The 16,808-nt window shown below is 62.7% G+C and carries 20 protein-coding genes; 12 read left to right on the top strand and 8 right to left on the bottom strand.

Annotation, left to right across the window (positions count from 1 at the left end; translation table 11 throughout):
* Positions 1–23 precede the first annotated feature (23 nt).
* Positions 24–431, bottom strand: coding sequence for a hypothetical protein (locus ACYG9R_RS00185; protein ID WP_023824543.1), 408 nt, complete (start codon positions 429–431; stop codon positions 24–26).
* Positions 432–621: 190 nt separating this feature from the next.
* Here ACYG9R_RS00185 and ACYG9R_RS00180 point away from each other — a divergent pair, with 190 nt between their 5' ends.
* Positions 622–1,026 carry a MarR family winged helix-turn-helix transcriptional regulator gene (locus ACYG9R_RS00180; RefSeq protein WP_023672921.1) on the top strand — a complete coding sequence of 135 codons (405 nt, stop codon included), beginning with the start codon at positions 622–624 and terminating at the stop codon, positions 1,024–1,026.
* Positions 1,027–1,047: 21 nt separating this feature from the next.
* Here ACYG9R_RS00180 and ACYG9R_RS00175 read toward each other — a convergent pair whose 3' ends face one another.
* Complete coding sequence (locus ACYG9R_RS00175; RefSeq protein ID WP_023672920.1) at positions 1,048–3,114, bottom strand: putative bifunctional diguanylate cyclase/phosphodiesterase; 2,067 nt, start codon at positions 3,112–3,114, stop codon at positions 1,048–1,050.
* Between the two features lie 309 nt (positions 3,115–3,423).
* On the opposite strand from ACYG9R_RS00175, the gene ACYG9R_RS00170 reads away from it, so the two are divergent.
* The 3 genes from ACYG9R_RS00170 (at position 3,424) to ACYG9R_RS00160 (ending at position 6,457) form a co-directional block, all read left to right on the top strand.
* The gene (locus ACYG9R_RS00170; RefSeq protein ID WP_023824544.1) at positions 3,424–4,611 is read left to right on the top strand and encodes a glycine C-acetyltransferase; all 1,188 of its coding nucleotides are present in this window, start codon (positions 3,424–3,426) and stop codon (positions 4,609–4,611) included.
* Between the two features lie 169 nt (positions 4,612–4,780).
* Positions 4,781–5,815, top strand: coding sequence for an L-threonine 3-dehydrogenase (tdh, locus tag ACYG9R_RS00165; protein WP_023715233.1), 1,035 nt, complete (start codon positions 4,781–4,783; stop codon positions 5,813–5,815).
* Positions 5,816–5,833: 18 nt separating this feature from the next.
* A complete protein-coding gene (locus ACYG9R_RS00160; protein ID WP_023824545.1) occupies positions 5,834–6,457 on the top strand; it encodes a DUF4304 domain-containing protein in 624 nt (207 codons plus the stop codon).
* A 31-nt stretch (positions 6,458–6,488) separates the two neighbouring features.
* Here ACYG9R_RS00160 and ACYG9R_RS00155 read toward each other — a convergent pair whose 3' ends face one another.
* Entirely contained in the window at positions 6,489–6,926 is a 438-nt protein-coding gene (locus tag ACYG9R_RS00155) for a MarR family winged helix-turn-helix transcriptional regulator (RefSeq protein WP_023724852.1), read from the bottom strand.
* A gap of 124 nt (positions 6,927–7,050) precedes the next feature.
* Between ACYG9R_RS00155 and hmgA the strand changes: the two genes are divergently transcribed.
* Genes hmgA through ACYG9R_RS00125 form a run of 6 tightly spaced genes read left to right on the top strand, consistent with a single transcriptional unit; the run spans position 7,051 to position 11,423 of the window.
* Entirely contained in the window at positions 7,051–8,364 is a 1,314-nt protein-coding gene (hmgA, locus tag ACYG9R_RS00150) for a homogentisate 1,2-dioxygenase (RefSeq protein WP_023824546.1), read from the top strand.
* A 10-nt stretch (positions 8,365–8,374) separates the two neighbouring features.
* The gene (locus ACYG9R_RS00145) at positions 8,375–9,262 is read left to right on the top strand and encodes an MBL fold metallo-hydrolase (protein ID WP_023824547.1); all 888 of its coding nucleotides are present in this window, start codon (positions 8,375–8,377) and stop codon (positions 9,260–9,262) included.
* Positions 9,259–10,272 (top strand): fumarylacetoacetate hydrolase family protein, encoded by a 1,014-nt coding sequence (locus ACYG9R_RS00140; protein ID WP_023672913.1) that lies wholly within the window; start codon positions 9,259–9,261, stop codon positions 10,270–10,272. The genes ACYG9R_RS00145 and ACYG9R_RS00140 overlap by 4 nt, the downstream gene beginning before the upstream one ends.
* Positions 10,273–10,284: 12 nt before the next feature.
* Positions 10,285–10,581 carry a hypothetical protein gene (locus ACYG9R_RS00135; RefSeq protein WP_023743661.1) on the top strand — a complete coding sequence of 99 codons (297 nt, stop codon included), beginning with the start codon at positions 10,285–10,287 and terminating at the stop codon, positions 10,579–10,581.
* Positions 10,582–10,588: 7 nt separating this feature from the next.
* Entirely contained in the window at positions 10,589–10,885 is a 297-nt protein-coding gene (locus ACYG9R_RS00130; protein ID WP_023743660.1) for a hypothetical protein, read from the top strand.
* Position 10,886: 1 nt separating this feature from the next.
* Positions 10,887–11,423, top strand: a complete 537-nt coding sequence (locus ACYG9R_RS00125) for a DinB family protein (RefSeq protein WP_023824548.1) — start codon at positions 10,887–10,889, stop codon at positions 11,421–11,423.
* Between the two features lie 3 nt (positions 11,424–11,426).
* Here the strand turns inward: ACYG9R_RS00125 and ACYG9R_RS00120 are convergent, their stop codons facing one another.
* Both ACYG9R_RS00120 and hppD read right to left on the bottom strand, forming a co-directional pair.
* On the bottom strand, positions 11,427–11,651 hold the full coding sequence (locus ACYG9R_RS00120) for a type II toxin-antitoxin system Phd/YefM family antitoxin (RefSeq protein WP_023743658.1): 225 nt from the start codon (positions 11,649–11,651) through the stop codon (positions 11,427–11,429).
* Between the two features lie 3 nt (positions 11,652–11,654).
* The gene (hppD, locus tag ACYG9R_RS00115; protein ID WP_023694412.1) at positions 11,655–12,770 is read right to left on the bottom strand and encodes a 4-hydroxyphenylpyruvate dioxygenase; all 1,116 of its coding nucleotides are present in this window, start codon (positions 12,768–12,770) and stop codon (positions 11,655–11,657) included.
* A gap of 139 nt (positions 12,771–12,909) precedes the next feature.
* On the opposite strand from hppD, the gene ACYG9R_RS00110 reads away from it, so the two are divergent.
* Positions 12,910–13,377 (top strand): Lrp/AsnC family transcriptional regulator, encoded by a 468-nt coding sequence (locus ACYG9R_RS00110; protein ID WP_023734215.1) that lies wholly within the window; start codon positions 12,910–12,912, stop codon positions 13,375–13,377.
* A 215-nt stretch (positions 13,378–13,592) separates the two neighbouring features.
* Here ACYG9R_RS00110 and ACYG9R_RS00105 read toward each other — a convergent pair whose 3' ends face one another.
* On the bottom strand, positions 13,593–13,931 hold the full coding sequence (locus ACYG9R_RS00105; protein WP_023672907.1) for a protein tyrosine phosphatase family protein: 339 nt from the start codon (positions 13,929–13,931) through the stop codon (positions 13,593–13,595).
* Between the two features lie 207 nt (positions 13,932–14,138).
* Between ACYG9R_RS00105 and ACYG9R_RS00100 the strand changes: the two genes are divergently transcribed.
* Entirely contained in the window at positions 14,139–14,483 is a 345-nt protein-coding gene (locus ACYG9R_RS00100) for a RidA family protein (protein WP_023672906.1), read from the top strand.
* Between the two features lie 169 nt (positions 14,484–14,652).
* On the opposite strand, the gene hutC is transcribed toward ACYG9R_RS00100, so the two are convergent.
* Both hutC and ACYG9R_RS00090 read right to left on the bottom strand, forming a co-directional pair.
* On the bottom strand, positions 14,653–15,393 hold the full coding sequence (gene hutC / locus ACYG9R_RS00095) for a histidine utilization repressor (protein ID WP_023824549.1): 741 nt from the start codon (positions 15,391–15,393) through the stop codon (positions 14,653–14,655).
* Positions 15,390–16,742: a formimidoylglutamate deiminase gene (locus ACYG9R_RS00090; protein ID WP_023824550.1), complete on the bottom strand. Its 1,353-nt coding sequence runs from the start codon at positions 16,740–16,742 to the stop codon at positions 15,390–15,392. Before ACYG9R_RS00090 ends, hutC begins: the two co-directional genes overlap by 4 nt.
* Positions 16,743–16,808 lie beyond the last annotated feature (66 nt).

Below are 16,808 nucleotides of genomic sequence, written 5' to 3'. Positions count from 1 at the left end.
CGGGAGGCGACATGCGGCAGGGCTCAAATCATCCTGGCCGTCGCCATGCAAAGCACGGTGAGTACCAGAAGCCAGGCGGCGATGCGCTCGCCGCGGGCCATTTTGGTGCGCAGCGCCGCTTCCGTTGCGGCGTCCGCGCCGGCAAGCTGCCGGCTGGTCTTGCGGACGACGACGCTGAGAACGCCGGCAGCGGCGAAGGCGGCCAGGATGCCCAGCGCCAGCACCATTTCCATCGAGCCGAAATAGGCGCCGTGGAAGAAATACCAGAGCAGGGCGCCGGTCACGAACACCATGCCGGCCGAGCCCATTTGCGGTCCGATAAAGCGCTCCGCCCTGATCTCGGGGTCGCGGGCAAGCGTGATGGTGGTGCCGGCCCAGAACACGCCGGACATGACGTGAAGGCCGATAACGACGATGTAGACATATTGCATGACCGCTTCCTCCTTGCCGCCGCCCGTCCTCGGATCCCTGTCGAACGCGGATAATACGAACTCGGCAGATCGACACGCATGATAGTTAGGTATCAAATGGTTCGATGTCAATGTATAATGCCGCGTTCCATCGCTCGGCGCCTTGTTCTACTGTCGGCGCATGACTCCCTTTGACCGTCCGCCAATCGGCATGAATCTCGCGCGCACCTCCAAGCTGGTGGCGCAGGCATTTGACGCCGCTTTGGTCGAGGCCGGGGGCACGCTGCCGGTGTGGCTGACCTTGCTTTCGGTCAAGTCGAGCGAGCTTGCCAACCAACGCGAACTTGCCGGCATGATCGGCATCCAGGGCGCCACGCTCACCCACCATCTCAACGCCATGGAGGCGCAAGGCTTGCTGACGCGCCGCCGCGATCCGGACAACCGCCGGGTTCATCTGGTCGAGCTGACGCAGGCGGGCGAAACGATGTTCCTGAAGCTGCGGGCGGCGGCTCTCATCTTCGACAAGCGGCTGCGCGCGGGATTGCCGGACGACAGGCTGGCGGAGTTCGCCGAGGTGCTGGCGGCATTGCGGGCGAATGTCGCGCCGGCCAAATGACCGGCACCGGTGGGCAATAGTCTAGGCTAAATTGCCCTGAAGCACCTTCAGCTTGGCTTTCTTCGGGCTGCGCGCCAGCAGCCATTCGCGCGCTTTGTCCTGCGGCATCGGGAAGGCGATGGAATAGCCCTGCACCTGATCGCAGCCGATTGCCATCAGCGAATCGAGCTCGGCTTCGGTTTCCGCGCCCTCGGCGACGATCGAAATGCCGAGACCGCGCGCCAGCTCGGTGATGGCGCGCACGATCTTGGTGTTGTCGCCATTCTCGTTGATGTTCTGGACGAAGCGGCGGTCGATCTTCAGCCGGTCGATCTCGTTGGGATTGACGTGGCTGAGCGAGGCATAGCCGGTGCCGAAATCGTCGAGCTCAAGATGGACGCCGGCAGCGCGGATGTGGCGCAGCTTCGCCGCGATGCCCGTCTTCTCGTCGTCGAGAATGACGGATTCGACGATTTCCAGCGACAGTTTCTGCGGAGCAAGGCCGGCCTTTTCCAGCGTTGCGAACAGGAAGCGGTCGAAGTCGGGTTCGCGCAGCTCGGTGCCGGACACGTTGACGGCAAGCCGGCCGAAAGCGATGCCGGCGCGATCCCATTCGGCTGCTTGCTCGATCGCCTTGGTAAAGACGATGCGGCCGATCTCGGGCATGAAGCCGCATTTTTCGGCGACCGGAATGAACTCGCCCGGCGCAATCATGCCGCGCTCGGCATGCTTCCAGCGCACCAGCGCCTCGATGCCGCTGATGGCGCCGTTGCTCAGCGACACCTGCGGCTGGAAATAGACCTGGAAGGCGTTCTCCGAAATCGCGACCTTGATGTCGTGCTCGAGCTGCTTGCGGTAGTCTAGCTCGCGCCTGAGTTCCTCGGAGAAGAACGAGAAGCTGCCGCCGCCGAGCTTTTTGGCGGAATAGAGCGCGAGGTCGGCGTGGACGAGCAGATCCTCGGCATTGTCGGCGTCGATGGGATAGACGGCAATGCCGGCGCTGGCCCCTGGAAGGATGGTCGTGCCCTGGAAGGTAATCGGCTCGTTGATCTCCTCCAGGATGCGACGGGCCAGCATGTTGATGTCCTCGGGGCCGCCGGCGCCATTGAGGATCATCACGAATTCGTCGCCGCCAAGGCGCGCGCACAGATCCGACGCACGGCAGGAATCGCGCATGCGCTGCGCGGTGACGACCAGCACATAGTCGCCGGCGGCGTGGCCGAGTGTGTCGTTGATCTGCTTGAACCGGTCGAGGTCGAGCTGGATGACCGCCAGCCTCTCACGCCGGCGATGCGCGCCCTTGATCAGCGTTTCGAAGTGGTCGGTCAGGAAGGTGCGGTTGTGCAGGCCGGTCAGCCCGTCATGTACGGCGATGAAGGCCATCGAGTTGCGGGCATCGACAAGCTCATGGGTCTTGCGCAGGATCGCCTTCGACATCGGCCGGAAGATGAAAAGCGCCACCAGCACGATGACGCCGATGGTGGCGTAGAACAAGGTGCGGTGGAGATCGAGGAGCTTTTCCGACCGCTCGTCGGCGAATGCGGCGATGCGTTGGCCGAGCGCGGCATAACCCGACAGCGTCGCATTGGCGACGGAAGCATCGAGATTGACGCGCTCGCCGCCGCCCTTGTAGGCGGCATTGCCGGAGAGCTGGGATTCGAAGGACGAGATCAGCCTTTCGCCATTGGCGACCAGCCCGACCGAGAAATAGTCGAGGTGGAACGGCTTGCCGTAGAGCACGCTCTCGATCGACTTTGGATCGGACAATGCTGGCGACAGTGGGTCGGCTCCCGTCTGTTTGAGCAGCAGGTCGTAGTTCGTCTCGAACTCGGCGGTCGCCTGTTTCAGCGCGGCAACCAGGGCCGGCTGCTTGTCACGCGCGGCGGAGCCGGTTGCGCTGGTCAAAAAGACAATGCGCTGCGACAGCGCCTTCTGGGTGCTGACGATGTCGAGCAGAGTATGGTTGTGCTGTTGCGCCGCCATCATCTGCTGCAGCAGGATGAAGGAGGCCATCACCATGGCGGCGATGATCAGCAGCGCCAGCCAGTAGCCGCTCTTGATCAGCAGGATGAGTTTGCCCGAGACGGTTTGCGCCGGCTGCTGCGACATATTCTAGGTGACCCCTCGGTCGACGGATTTCTGCCACCGATTCGTGGCAAGAACACCATTGCCTTGAAAGGGTTAACAGGTCTGGAAGCCGGCGGAACTGCTGCTTCCGCAGTAAACGAAAGCTGCCGAGATGGTTATCATGTTATTTCGCGGCATGGCCGTATTCGCGTGCCTGCTACTCCAGCATGCTGGCCATGCGATCGGATCGCGCCAGGGTTGAGGCAGCCGCGCCACCGAAGCGGTCGCTTTTGCGGTGGATTTTTAGTGCGCGTAGCGCGACAGTCGCGCCAATCTCAACAGGACCTGATCATGAGCGCGGCATTCCTCTCCCATATCGACAACGAACTGCAAGGGCTGAAATCCGCCGGGCTCTACAAATCCGAGCGGGTGATCACCTCGACCCAGTCGGCTGAGATCGAAGTCGGCGGCGACAAGGTGCTGAACTTCTGCGCCAACAACTATCTCGGCCTCGCCGACAGCGCCGAGTTGCGCACCGCGGCCAAAGGCGCGCTCGACCGCTACGGTTACGGCATGGCCTCGGTGCGCTTCATCTGCGGCACGCAGGAAGAGCACAAGCAGCTTGAATCAATGATTTCATCCTTCCTCGGCCTGGACGACACCATCCTTTACGGCTCCTGCTTCGACGCCAATGGCGGCCTGTTCGAAACGCTGCTCGGCGAGGAGGATGCGATCATCTCCGATGCGCTGAACCATGCCTCGATCATCGACGGCGTGCGGCTGTCGAAGGCCAAGCGCTTCCGCTATGCCAACAACGACATGGCCGACCTCGAAGCGCGGCTGAAGGAGGCGAAAGACTGCCGCTTCCGCCTGATCGCCACCGACGGCGTGTTCTCCATGGACGGCATCATCGCCAATCTGAAAGGCGTCTGCGACCTCGCGGAAAAGTACGGCGCCATGGTGATGGTCGACGACAGCCATGCCGTCGGCTTCGTCGGCAAGAACGGCCGCGGCTCGGCCGAGCATTGCGGCGTCGAGGGCAGGGTGGATATCATCACCGGCACGCTCGGCAAGGCGCTCGGCGGCGCCTCCGGCGGCTACACCTCCGGCAAAAGCCAGGTCGTCGACTGGCTGCGCCAGCGTTCGCGGCCTTATCTCTTCTCCAACACGCTGATGCCGGCGATTGCCGGCGCTTCCATCAAGGTGTTCGAGCTGATCCGCAATGGCGACGCCCTGCGCGAACGCCTCTATGCCAATGCGGCGCGCTTTCGCTCCGAAATGGGCAAGCTCGGCTTCACGCTGGCCGGCGCCGATCATCCGATCATTCCGGTGATGCTGGGCGATGCCAGCCTGGCGCAGGAAATGGCGGCGCGCATGCTGAAGCGCGGCATTTATGTCATCGGCTTTTCCTTCCCGGTGGTGCCGAAAGGCCAGGCGCGCATCCGCACGCAGATGTCGGCGGCGCATTCCAGCGCCGACATCGACCGCGCCGTGGCAGCGTTCGCGGCGGTCGGCAAGGAACTGGGCGTGATTGGCTGAGAGTTTTACCCTCCCCCTTTGTGGGGAGGGTCGACTTCCGACCGCTTGCGAAGCAAGCGGGCGGGAGGCGGGGTGGGGGTCTGCAGGGTCACGACCTCCGCCAGTTTTTGACCCCCACCCGGCCCTTCGGGCCACCCTCCCCACAAGGGGGAGGGTAAGGAGTTGTAGCATGTCGAACATGATGAAGGCGCTGGTGAAGGCCAAGGCCGAACCGGGCATCTGGATGGAAGAGGCACCGGTGCCGGAGATCGGCCCCAACGACGTGCTGATCAAGGTCAAGAAGACGGCGATCTGCGGCACCGACGTCCACATCTACAATTGGGACCAGTGGGCGCAGAAGACCGTGCCGGTGCCGATGGTGACCGGCCATGAATTCGTCGGCACGGTGGCCGATTTCGGCGCTGCGGTCACCGAATACAAGGTCGGCCAGCGTGTCTCCGGCGAAGGTCACATCGTCTGCGGCCATTGCCGCAATTGCCGCGCCGGCAGGGGGCATCTCTGCCGTAACACGCTCGGCGTCGGCGTCAACCGCCCCGGCGCCTTCGGCGAATATCTGGCGATCCCGCAGCACAATGTCGTGCCGATCCCCGACGATGTGCCCGACGAGATCGCCGCGATCTTCGATCCCCTGGGCAATGCCGTCCACACCGCTCTGTCCTTCGACCTGGTCGGTGAAGACGTTCTGGTCACCGGCGCCGGGCCGATCGGCATCATGGGCGCGCTCGTTGCCCAATGTGTGGGGGCGCGAAAAGTCGTCATCACCGACATCAACCCGGTGCGGCTGGCGCTGGCCAAAAAGCTCGGCGTCCAGCATGTCGTCGATGCCTCGAAGGAAAAACTGCGCGACGTTATGCCGGCGCTGGGCATGACCGAGGGTTTTGACGTCGGCCTCGAAATGTCGGGCGCCGCGCCCGCCTTTCGCGACATGATCGACACCATGAACAATGGCGGCAAGATCGCCATTCTGGGCATCGCGCCGACCGGCTTCGAAATCGACTGGAACAAGGTCATCTTCAAGATGCTGCACTTGAAGGGCATCTACGGCCGCGAAATGTTCGAGACTTGGTACAAGATGATCGCCCTGGTGCAGGGGCCGCTGGATGTGTCGGGTCTGATTACGCACCGCATTGGGATCGACGATTTCCAGACGGGGTTTGACGCGATGCGGAGCGGCAGTTCGGGCAAGGTGGTGATGGATTGGTGAGGCACGTGTGGGTGCAAGATGGCGGACAATGAGCACGGTCGTATCATTGCCTCGCAGGCAAAGCTCGTACTGAAGCCGGCCGGATTTCGACGCAAAGGGCAGTCCCGAATCTGGATCGCCGATCGCGGCTTCTGGCTAAGTGTAGTCGAGTTCCAGCCCAGTTCCTGGTCCAAGGGCACTTACCTTAACGTAGCAGTCCACTGGCTCTGGGGTTCGCTTCCGGAAGCGATTACCTTCGATCGCGTTGAGCGCATTGGACAGTTCGTTCCGTTCGAGAGCCCGCCACAGTTTCTTCTCGCGGTTGATCAAATGGCCAAGAAGGTCGTCGAAATCGATCAGGTTCACCGATCGATGTTCCCTTCCGTCCAGGCGACAGCGAAAATCCTCGTGAGTGAATTGCAGCCGGGCGCCTACGGCGAGTGGGCGGCCTTCCACGCCGGGGTGGCGGCTGGTTTGGCCGGTGGTTTTGAAACGGCAAGGCGACTGTTTGAAAGCGCTCAAAGACACGCGGCTTCGCAAGCGCAGGCGCTTCTAGCCTACATTGATGATCCGGTGGCATTTCGAAGCCGTGTCAGAGGCTTCATTGAAGCCGAACGCGCCTATTACGGTCTAGGGGCGTTGCCTGCCGCATTCGCGATCTGATTTCAGCGACGGTCGAACTTATGGGAAGATCTCAACCCAAGGTGAGTTTTGCCTCCAGCGCCGCCACCCCATTCACAATCGCCGCCCGCTCTTCCGTACCAAGCCTCGCCAGCAACTGCCGTTCAAAGGCTTTCGCCAGCGGCACCATCTCGCGATAGGCGGCCAGTCCCGCCTTGGTCAGCGCCAAATGCTCCACACGCCGATCATTCTCGTCCGGCGTGCGCGTCAGCCAGCGCCGCCGCTCAAGCTCCGCCACCGCCCGCGAAACCTTGGTCTTGTGCATGGCCGACTGCTCGCCGAGCGCCGTCGCGGTCATCGTGCCGCGCTGTCCGAGCCCAGAGAGTGTGCGCCATTCCGGCCGCGTCAGACCGTGACGGTCGCGGTAGATTTTTGAAAATTCTCGGCTGACAGCGTCGGCCAGCCGGTAAAGCCGGTAGGGCAGGAAATTTTCGAGTTCGAGGGTTTCCATATGCGCACCGTGGATGCGGCATCAGCCGTTGATAGTTACATTTTCGATGGTTACAAATGAAACCAGTTTGGTCAACATCGCCGGCAGGCCGCGCTTCGCGGCGGTCGGGATCAGGGAGGATCGGATGGAATTTTCCTACATGCCGGGCTTCGGCAATGATTTTGAGACCGAAACGCTGCCCGGCTCGCTGCCGCAAGGGCGCAATTCCCCGCAGCGGCCGGCTTACGGACTTTATGCCGAGCAGCTCTCGGGCTCGCCCTTCACCGCCCCGCGCGGCACCAATGAGCGCTCCTGGCTCTACCGCATCCGGCCGAGCGTAAAACACACCGGCCGCTTCAAGGCGGCGAGCTATCCCCTGTGGAAGACCGCTCCCAATGTCGGCGACCACGAGCTGGCGCTCGGCCAGTACCGCTGGAACCCGGTGCCGATGCCGAAGGAGCCGACCGATTTCATTCAAGGGATGCGCACCATCACCACCGCCGGCGACGTGCTGGGCCAAAGCGGCATGGCGGCGCATGTCTATGTCGCCAACCGCTCGATGGTCGACGACCATTTCTTCAACGCCGACGGCGAGTTGCTGATTGTCCCCCAGGTCGGTGCCTTGCGCTTTTTCACCGAGATGGGCGTCATCGAGCTTCGGCCCGGCGAGATCGCCGTGCTGCCGCGCGGTCTGGTGTTCAAGGTCGAGCTCGCCGACAAGGAAGTGCGCGGCTATGTCTGCGAGAATTACGGCGCCAAGCTGACGCTGCCCGACCGCGGCCCGATTGGCGCCAACTGCCTGGCCAACCCACGCGACTTCAAGACGCCCAGCGCCTGGTTCGAGGAGAAGGAAACGCCGTGCCGGCTGACGGTGAAATGGTGCGGCAATTTCCATGTCACCGAGATCGGCCATTCGCCGCTCGATGTCGTCGCCTGGCACGGCAACTACGCCCCCTACAAATATGATCTGGCGACGTTTTCTCCGGTTGGCGCCATCCTGTTCGACCATCCCGATCCGTCGATCTTCACCGTGCTGACGGCGCCGAGCGGCGAGGAGGGCACCGCCAACATCGACTTCGTCATCTTCCCGCCGCGCTGGCTGGTGGCGGAGGATACGTTCCGCCCGCCCTGGTACCACCGAAACATCATGAGCGAGTTCATGGGCCTGATCCACGGCCAGTATGACGCCAAGGAGGAAGGTTTTCTCCCGGGCGGCATCAGCCTGCACAATCTGATGCTGGCCCACGGCCCAGACGCGCCTGGCTTCGAAAAGGCCTCGCGCTCGGAGCTGAAACCGGTCAAGCTCGACAACACCATGGCCTTCATGTTCGAGACCCGATTCCCGCAAATGCTCACCCGCTACGGCGCCGAGCTTGAAACGAGGCAGGACAATTACATCGATTGCTGGACCGATCTGAAGAAGCGTTTCAACGGCACGCCGGAGGGCGACTGGTCTTGAGATCAGCCCAATGAACGACCGGCTGGTGCTTCTCGGCTCCAAGGGCGGCCCGGCGCTGCGGCCGGGCGGGCCGTGGCCGAGTTCGTCGCTGCTGGAGCTTGGCGGGCGAACCATCGTCGTCGATTGCGGGCTCGGCGTCACGCGCGGTCTGGTCGATTCCGCCGTCAGCCTGAAGGCGCTCGACCTGGTCTTCGTCACCCACCTGCATTCCGACCATGTGCTGGAACTGGGTCCGTTGCTCCACACCGCCTGGACCGCCGGCCTCGCCAGCCCGGTGACGCTGTTCGGACCACCCGGCACCGGCCAATACTGGCGCCGCTTCTGCCAGGCGATGGAGTTCGACATTGAAATTCGCATCGTCGATGAGGGCAGGCCGGACATTCGCGAAATGGCTTCGATCGTGGAATTCGGCGAGGGCGAGATTTTTGCGCAGCGCGGCCTGAAGGTCTCGGCACTGCGCGTCGACCATCCGCCGGTCACGGACTGTTTCGCACTGCGTTTCGACCACGCTGGCAAAAGCATCGTCTTCTCGGCCGACACAGCCTTCTTTCCGCCGCTCGCAGGCTTTGCCCGAAATGCCGACATTCTCGTCCATGAGGCCATGCTGGAAGAAGGCATCGAGCGGCTGGTCGCCAGGACCGGCAATGGCGCGCGGCTGAAAGAGCATCTGCTTGCCAGCCACTCATTTGCCGAGCAGGCAGGTCGCATCGCCAGCGATGCCGGGGTGAAGAGGCTGGTGCTCAACCACCTCATTCCGGCCGATGATGCCGCGATCGGCGAGGCCGACTGGGAGGCGGCCGTCAGGAAATCGTGGGCGGGTGACTTGACGATTGCCCGCGACGGCCTTGTTGTGAACTTAGACGGCGCCAAAGCCGCATCAGGAGAGGAAACCGCATGAAGCTTGCCACATTGAGGGACGGGACGCGCGACGGAAAGCTTGTCGTCGTCTCGCGCGACCTGACGCGCTTCACCGACGCCTCGTTCCTGGCGCGCACGCTGCAGGCGGCACTCGACGACTGGCAGCGGATTTCGCCGCACCTGGCGACGATCGCCGAATCGCTGGAGAACAATGCGGTGCCGTCGGCACGCTTCCATGAGCATGACGCCCATTCGCCGCTGCCGCGCGCCTATCAATGGGCCGATGGTTCTGCCTATGTGAACCACGTCGAGCTGGTGCGCAAAGCCCGCGGCGCCGAGATGCCGGCAAGCTTCTGGACCGATCCGCTGATCTACCAGGGTGGCTCGGATTCCTTCATCGCGCCGCGCGAGCCGATCCGCACGGCGGACGAAGCCTTCGGCATCGACATGGAGGCGGAAGTCTCCGTCATCGTCGACGATGTGCCGATGGGCGCCAGCCTCGACCAGGCGCGCGCCGCCATCCGGCTGGTCATGCTGGTCAATGATGTGACGCTGCGCGCGCTCACCGGACCCGAGCTCGCCAAGGGGTTTGGCTTCTTCCAGTCGAAGCCGTCCTCGGCTTTTTCGCCGGTGGCGGTGACGCCGGACGAACTCGGCGACGCCTGGGATGGCGGCAAGGTCAACCTGCCTCTGCTCGCCGACGTCAACGGCAAGCCGTTCGGCCGTGCCAATGCCGGCGTCGACATGACCTTCGACTTCCCGGCGCTGATTGCCCATGCCGCAAAGACACGGCCGCTGGTTGCCGGCACCATCATCGGTTCCGGCACCGTCTCCAACAAGCTGGATGGCGGGCCGGGCAAACCGGTGGCGGCCGGCGGCGCCGGCTATTCCTGCATCGCTGAACTGCGCATGATCGAGACCATTGAGTCTGGCGAGCCCAAGACGCCGTTCCTGCGCTTTGGCGATACGGTGCGTATCGAGATGAAGAATAAAAGCGGAAACTCGATCTTCGGCGCCATCGAGCAGAAGGTCGAGAAGTCCCAGGCATAAGAGGGGGCAATAGTGACGGGAGAGGCGTTCTACCTGCTGGCCGGCGTCTGGGCGCTGGCCATTCTGGTGGTCTTCATCCAGGCGATCCGGCTGAGCTACCGCATCGAGGCGCGCTCGCCCGATCTGACCAACCGCAGTGGCTACCCGCGCAAGGCGATGATGTTCCACACCATCACCAACACCAATGTGGCGCGGGACGAGGAGACGCAGGCGATGCGGCGGCGCATGAACCGCCTTTTGCTGATCGTTGTCGCCGGCTTCGCGGTGATGGCGGCAGGCTTGTATCTGATGCGATCGACGGGAGCGTGAATGGCAGATGGCCTATACCGCTTCTTATCTTTGGTTTCTTGGGCTTTGCAGCGTCGCAACCGGCTGGCTTTTGATTTCCGCAATTCGGCTCTGCCGGCAGGTCGAGGATCGGTCTGAAAGGCTGCGTAATTTCAGCAGCGAGGCGCGCCTGCCGAGGCTTGTGTACGTCGCTTTGAACCGGGAAGTCGCAAGCGATGCAGGAACGCAAGAACTGCGCCGCGGTATGAACGCTCGTCTTCTGGGGATAGCTGCCATACTCGTCATTCTGAAGTTGGTGGACTTGGTCGGTTGGCCAAGCGCATAACATGGATATTCTCACCCACTTCAGCCGCATGGCCGGCAACAATCTCTGGTCGAATGACCGGCTCTACCGCGCTGTGCTTGCGCTGAAGCCCGGCGAATTCGAAGCCGAACGCACCAGCTTCTTCCCGTCGATCAAGGCAACGCTCAACCACATCCTTGCGGTCGATCATCTCTATCTCGATTTTCTCGAAGAAGGCGGCGTCGGTGCGGCCGCCTATGACGACTACGTGCCGTTCGATGTGCCGCAGGCGCTGTTTGCCGCCCAGGTCGCAGCAGATCGACGCCTGATCGCCTTTTGCGAGAAGCTGTCGGAGGCGGATCTCGACCGTCAGGTCATCACCGACCGGCGCGAGGATGGCATGATCCCCGAAAAAATCGGCGACATTCTCGCCCATGTCTTCCTGCACGACATCCACCATCGCGGCCAGGTGCACGCGATGCTCTCCGGCACGTCAGTCGCGCCGCCGCAACTGGACGAGTTCTTGCTCGATTATGATTTGAAGGTGAGGAGGGAAGAGGTCGTGCGGCTGGGCCTCTGACCTTTATCTGGTGTACTCGTTCCATTCAGGGCCGAGTTTGTCGAAATCGTCAGAAATCCAAATCTTGCCCTTCAGGGCACCTATGCGCGACAACAAGTCTTCTCGAACTGGTGGCACGAGCCGCGCCGCGATCTTGCCGTGATGAGTGATGACTATCTCCTCGCCGGCCTCCGCGCGGCCGACGAGTTCCGTTAGTTTGGCCTTTGCTTCGGTTATGGAGACGTTCACGGTTCACGCCGCCTTGCCATCGACCTTGATCACGCCGCGCTTGATCTGGTCCTGCTCGATCGACTCGAACAGCGCGCGGAAATTGCCTTCGCCAAAACCTTCGTCGCCCTTCCTCTGGATGAATTCGAAGAAGATCGGGCCGATCACGGTTTTGGAGAATATCTGCAGCAGGATCTTGGTCATGCCGCCGTCGACCACGCCTTCGCCGTCGATCAGGATGCCGTGCTTCTTCATCCGCTCGATCGGCTCGTCATGCCCGTTCACCCTGTTGTACGACATGTCGTAGTAGGTCTCCGGCGGACCGGGCATGAACTTCAGCCCGTTGTCGGCAAGCTTGTCGGTGGCGGCGTAGATGTCGTCGGTGCCGACAGCGATATGCTGGATGCCTTCGCCATTGTACTTCTTCAGATACTCGGCGATCTGGCTGGTGTCGTCCTTGGACTCGTTCAGCGGGATACGGATCTTGCCGCAGGGCGAGGTGATGGCGCGGCTGACGAGGCCGGTGATCTTGCCGTCGATGTCGAAGAAATGGATCTGCTTGAAGCCGAACAGCTCGCGATAAAAGTCCCACCATTTGTCCATCTGGCCGCGATAGACATTGTGGGTGAGGTGGTCGAGGAAATAGAAGCCGACGCCTTGCGGCCGCGGGTCGCGTTCGCCCAGCCACTCGAACTCGGCATCATAGGCCGAGCCCTTCTTGCCATAGGCTTCGATGAAATAGAGCAGCGAGCCGCCAATGCCGACAATGGCCGGCACGTCGAGCGCCTTGTCGTTGCCGTCGTAGGGCGTGGCGCCTTTCGATACCGCATGCTCGAATGCGTGCTTGGCATCGACAACACGCCAGGCCATCGAGGCGGCGCAAGGGCCGTGTTTGTCGACGAACTTCATCGCATGCGAGCCCGGTTCGGCATTGACGACATAGTTGATATCGCCCTGGCGCCAGACGGTGATGTCCTTCGTGCGGTGCTTGGCCACCGCCACATAGCCCATGCGGGTGAACAGTTCTGCTAGCTTCTGCGGCTCCGCATGCGCGAACTCGACGAACTCGAAACCGTCGGTGCCGGCGGGGTTTTCCTTGCTGATCTTTGCGGGCGGGGCGTCGTGCGGGAAGGGACCCATGGCATTCCTCCAAACGGATGGTGGCCGCATCGGACCACGAGATGACGCATGATAGTGCGAAGTGACCGCACGGTGCTTGCATTCAAACGCTTGAAATGATCATCTTGTGCGTAATTCATGCATGATTGGAGATGAATCGATGAATGAAGCGCGCATCGATCAATTTGACCGCAAGATAATGGCTCTCTTGCAGGGCGACGCGCGGCTCACCAACAACGATCTCTCGGAGCGCGTGAACCTGTCGGCATCGCAATGCTCACGCCGCCGCCAGCGGCTGGAGGAAGACGGCTACATCAAGGGCTATCGCGCCGTGCTCGACCGCGACAAGCTCGGCTTCTCGCTGGTCAACGTCATCTCGGTGACGCTCGCCACCCATAACCGCGACAATGCCAGGCGCTTCGGCGAGCTGCTGGCGCGGCTGCCGGAGGTGCAGGAGGCGCACGCGCTGACCGGCGAGATGGATTATATCTTGAAGGTGGTGACGCCCGATCTGAAATCATTGTCGGAATTCGTCAACGGTGTGCTCCTGCCGCACGAATCCGTGCAGCATGTGAAGACGGCGATCGTGTTGGAGACGCTGAAGGAGACCGGCGCGCTGCCGATCTAGTTTGAGAGAGTTTCAGTTGATACGTCGGCGGGACAGCACCCCTCTCTGGCCTGCCGGCCATCTCCCCCGCAAAGAGGAGATCAGCAGCTTTGTCCAGCGCTCATCCTGCAACGTCGGCGATTGGCGAAGAGCGAAGGCGACATCCGATCTCCCCCCGGGGGAGATGTCCGGCAGGACAGAGGGGGGTGTGAGGGATCGCCAGCGCCTCAGGATGCTCACCCCTTGGACTGCTGAATCAGCCCGTAGAGATTGGTGCAGCGCGCGCCGGAGCGGCAATAAGCAAATACCGGGCCTTCGAGCGCGTCGAGCGCTTCGGCCTGATCTTCGACATTCTCGGCTGTGATCTGGCCGCTGATTACCGGGATGTAGCGGAAGGCCAGCCCCGCGGCTTCGACCGCCGCCTTGACGCTGTCGGCCGAAGGCTGGTCGGGCTGCTCGTCATCCGGCCGGTTGCAGATCACGCTCTTGAAACCTGCTTCCTTGATGGCGGCGGCATCTTCGGGCTGGATCTGGCCCGAGACCGAATAGTCCTCGCTGATTTCTCGATATTCCATGGCTCTCATCCTCTCAACCTGGTTTGGCGCGAAGTCTTGCCACTCTCACACGAGGTCGGCAATCCGCGCCGGAAAGAAATACCTCGGCGCAGATAGACATTTGCGGTCTAAGATCCAACCCAGGCTCAAGAGGTTTCGCGCTGTTGGCCTTGCCCGAAGCCGGCAGCGACTCTAAACAGGCGCACCGACAAACGAAGGAACCATCCCATGAGCATTCGTCGCATCGATGTTGGCCCGCGCATGAGCCAGATCGTCATCCACGGCAACACCGTCTATCTCGCCGGCCAGGTCGGAACGCCCGGCGCCAGCGTTGGCGAACAGACGAGGTCGATCCTCGCATCTATCGACGAACTGCTGGCCAAGGCCGGCACCGACAAGACCAAGATCCTGCAGGCGATCATCTGGCTGGCCGATATGGGCACCTTCGCCGAGATGAACAAGGAATGGGACAAGTGGGTCCCGCAAGGCAACACGCCCGCCCGCGCCACGGGTGAGGCCAAGCTTGCAGGGCCGGAATACACCGTCGAGATTATCGTTACGGCGGCGATTTAGAGCGCGGCGCCTTACCCTCCCCCTCGAGGGGAGGGTCGGCGAGTAGTCGAAGCGAAGCGGAGACTGCGAGACGGGGTGGGGTCGGCGAGGCTGCACCGACCCCACCCCGCGTCACCAGTGCCGCCTTGCGGCACTTGCTCCGCGACCCTCCCCTCGAGGGGGAGGGTAATCACCCCTGCGAAGGCCTGAACCGCGCCACCAGCGTGTGGCTCTCCGCGGCGTAGGTGAACCTCGCCTGCGTCACCGGGTGCTCGGCGCTCCAGGTTCGGCGCTCGACCACCAGGCAGGGCGCGCCGGTTGCGATGTCGAGCGCTTCGGCAATATGTCTGTCGGCCGCGACCGCGCGGATACGGTGCTCTGCCTCGCTCCATGGCACGCGGCCGATCAGCCAAGGGCCGGGGGCGATGTCGAGAAACTCCTCCTCGGCGGCTTCCGCGACGGCGGCGAGATTGATCAGCCGCTGTTCGTGCGCGAACGGCCGCTTGCCGGCAAAATGCCGGCATTCAAGCGCCAGCACCTGTCCGGCTGCGTCCAGTTCCAGCAAGGCGCGATCCTCGGCGCTGCTGCGCCTTTTCTGCCGCGCCAAGCGCTCGTAACGATAAGCCAGGCCAAGCGACTCAACCTCGATCCTGATGTCGTGGATTTCCAGCACCGCGGCCTGCGACTGCGGCTGGCGGACAAAGCTGCCCGAACGGCGGCGGCGCTCTATCAGCCCGGCCTTGGCCAGCTGCGACAGCGCCTTGTTCACCGTCATGCGCGAGCAATTGTATTCGGCCGTCAACTCGTGCTCGAACGGGATGCGGTGACCCGGCGCCCAGGCGCCGGACATTATTTTCTCGCTGATGTCGGACAGGATGCGCTGGTGCAGCGAACCGCCGCCTTCCACCGCCGCTGTCTCTGATATGCTCATGCCGAAAGCGCCGTCATCACATGGCGAAAGCGCTCGGCGATCGTCTCACGCGCTGCATGCCGGCCGCCGCTGACTTGTTTTTTTCCGTGCACCCAGACGCAATCGACCTTGCCGCCATTGGCAAAGATCCAGGCGTCGAGGATCGCATCGCCACTTTTTCCGGCCAGCGATGGATGGTTTTCGTCGAGGGAGACGAAATCAGCCGCGGCGCCGGCGGCGATCCGCGACGGGCCGGCGCCGAGTGCGGTGCTGCCGCCATCGAGGGCGGCGTCGAACAGAGCCCGCCCGGTCGAGCCGCCGGCCACCGCCAGCACATTGCGGGCGCGGTGTGCGAGGCGCTGCGAATATTCGAGCTGGCGCAATTCATCCGGCAGGCCGATCAGCACGTTGGAATCCGAGCCGACGCCGAAGCGGCCGCCATGTTCGATGAACAGAGGTGCTGAAAAGGTGCCGTCGCCGAGATTGGCCTCGGTGATCGGGCAAAGCCCGGCAATGGCGCCGCTTCTGGCCATGCCGGTTGTCTCAGCCTCGGTCATGTGGGTGGCGTGGATCAGGCACCAACGCTTGTCGATCCCGGCATTGGCGAGCAGCCATTCGACCGGTCGCGCACCCGACCACGCCAGGCAATCCTCGACCTCCTTCGCCTGCTCGGCGACGTGGATGTGGATCGGTCCGTCCGGCGCAATGGCGGCAACAGCGCTGAGTTCCTCCGGCGTCGCGGCGCGCAGGCTGTGCGGGGCGACGCCGACGACAGCCTGATTCAACGCACGAACCGATTCGCGGCTTTTCTCAAGCAAGCGTTCGAACCGATTCACATCGTTGATGAATCGCCGCTGGCCTTCGTTGGGCGCAGCGCCGCCGAAGGAGGAATGGGCATAAAACACCGGCAGCAGCGTCAGGTCGATCCCGGTTTCGCCGGCGGCCGCGGCAATACGTTCGGCCATCTCGGCAAGGTTGGCATAGGGTTTTCCGTCGCGATCGTGGTGGAGATAATGAAATTCGCCGACGCGCGAGAATCCGGCCTCCAGCATTTCGACATAAAGCTGGGCGGCGACCGCCTCGACCTGGTCCGGCGTCATCGACAGCGCGAAGCGGTACATCACCTCGCGCCAGCTCCAGAAGCTGTCGGCGGAGGGACCGCGCAGTTCGGCAAGCCCGGCCATGCCGCGCTGGAAGGCGTGGCTGTGCAGGTTCGGCATGCCGGGCACCAGAATGGCGTGGCGTTCGTCACCGCTCCGCGGCGACGTGTCGACTTCGACGGTTGCGATGCGACCGTCCGTGACGACGATCCGCACCTTGTCATGCCAGCCATCGGTCAGCAGCGCCTGTTCCGCAAAGATCGCCGTCACGTTTTTCTCCGAATTCCATAAACAATGCACTTGCAGCGCGTTTCAATATGTATATACATAATCGCC

The organism is Mesorhizobium sp. RSR565B, from assembly GCF_054719465.1.
The sequence above is the reverse complement of the archived record's forward strand: the minus strand, read 5'-3'. Positions and strand labels throughout refer to the sequence as shown.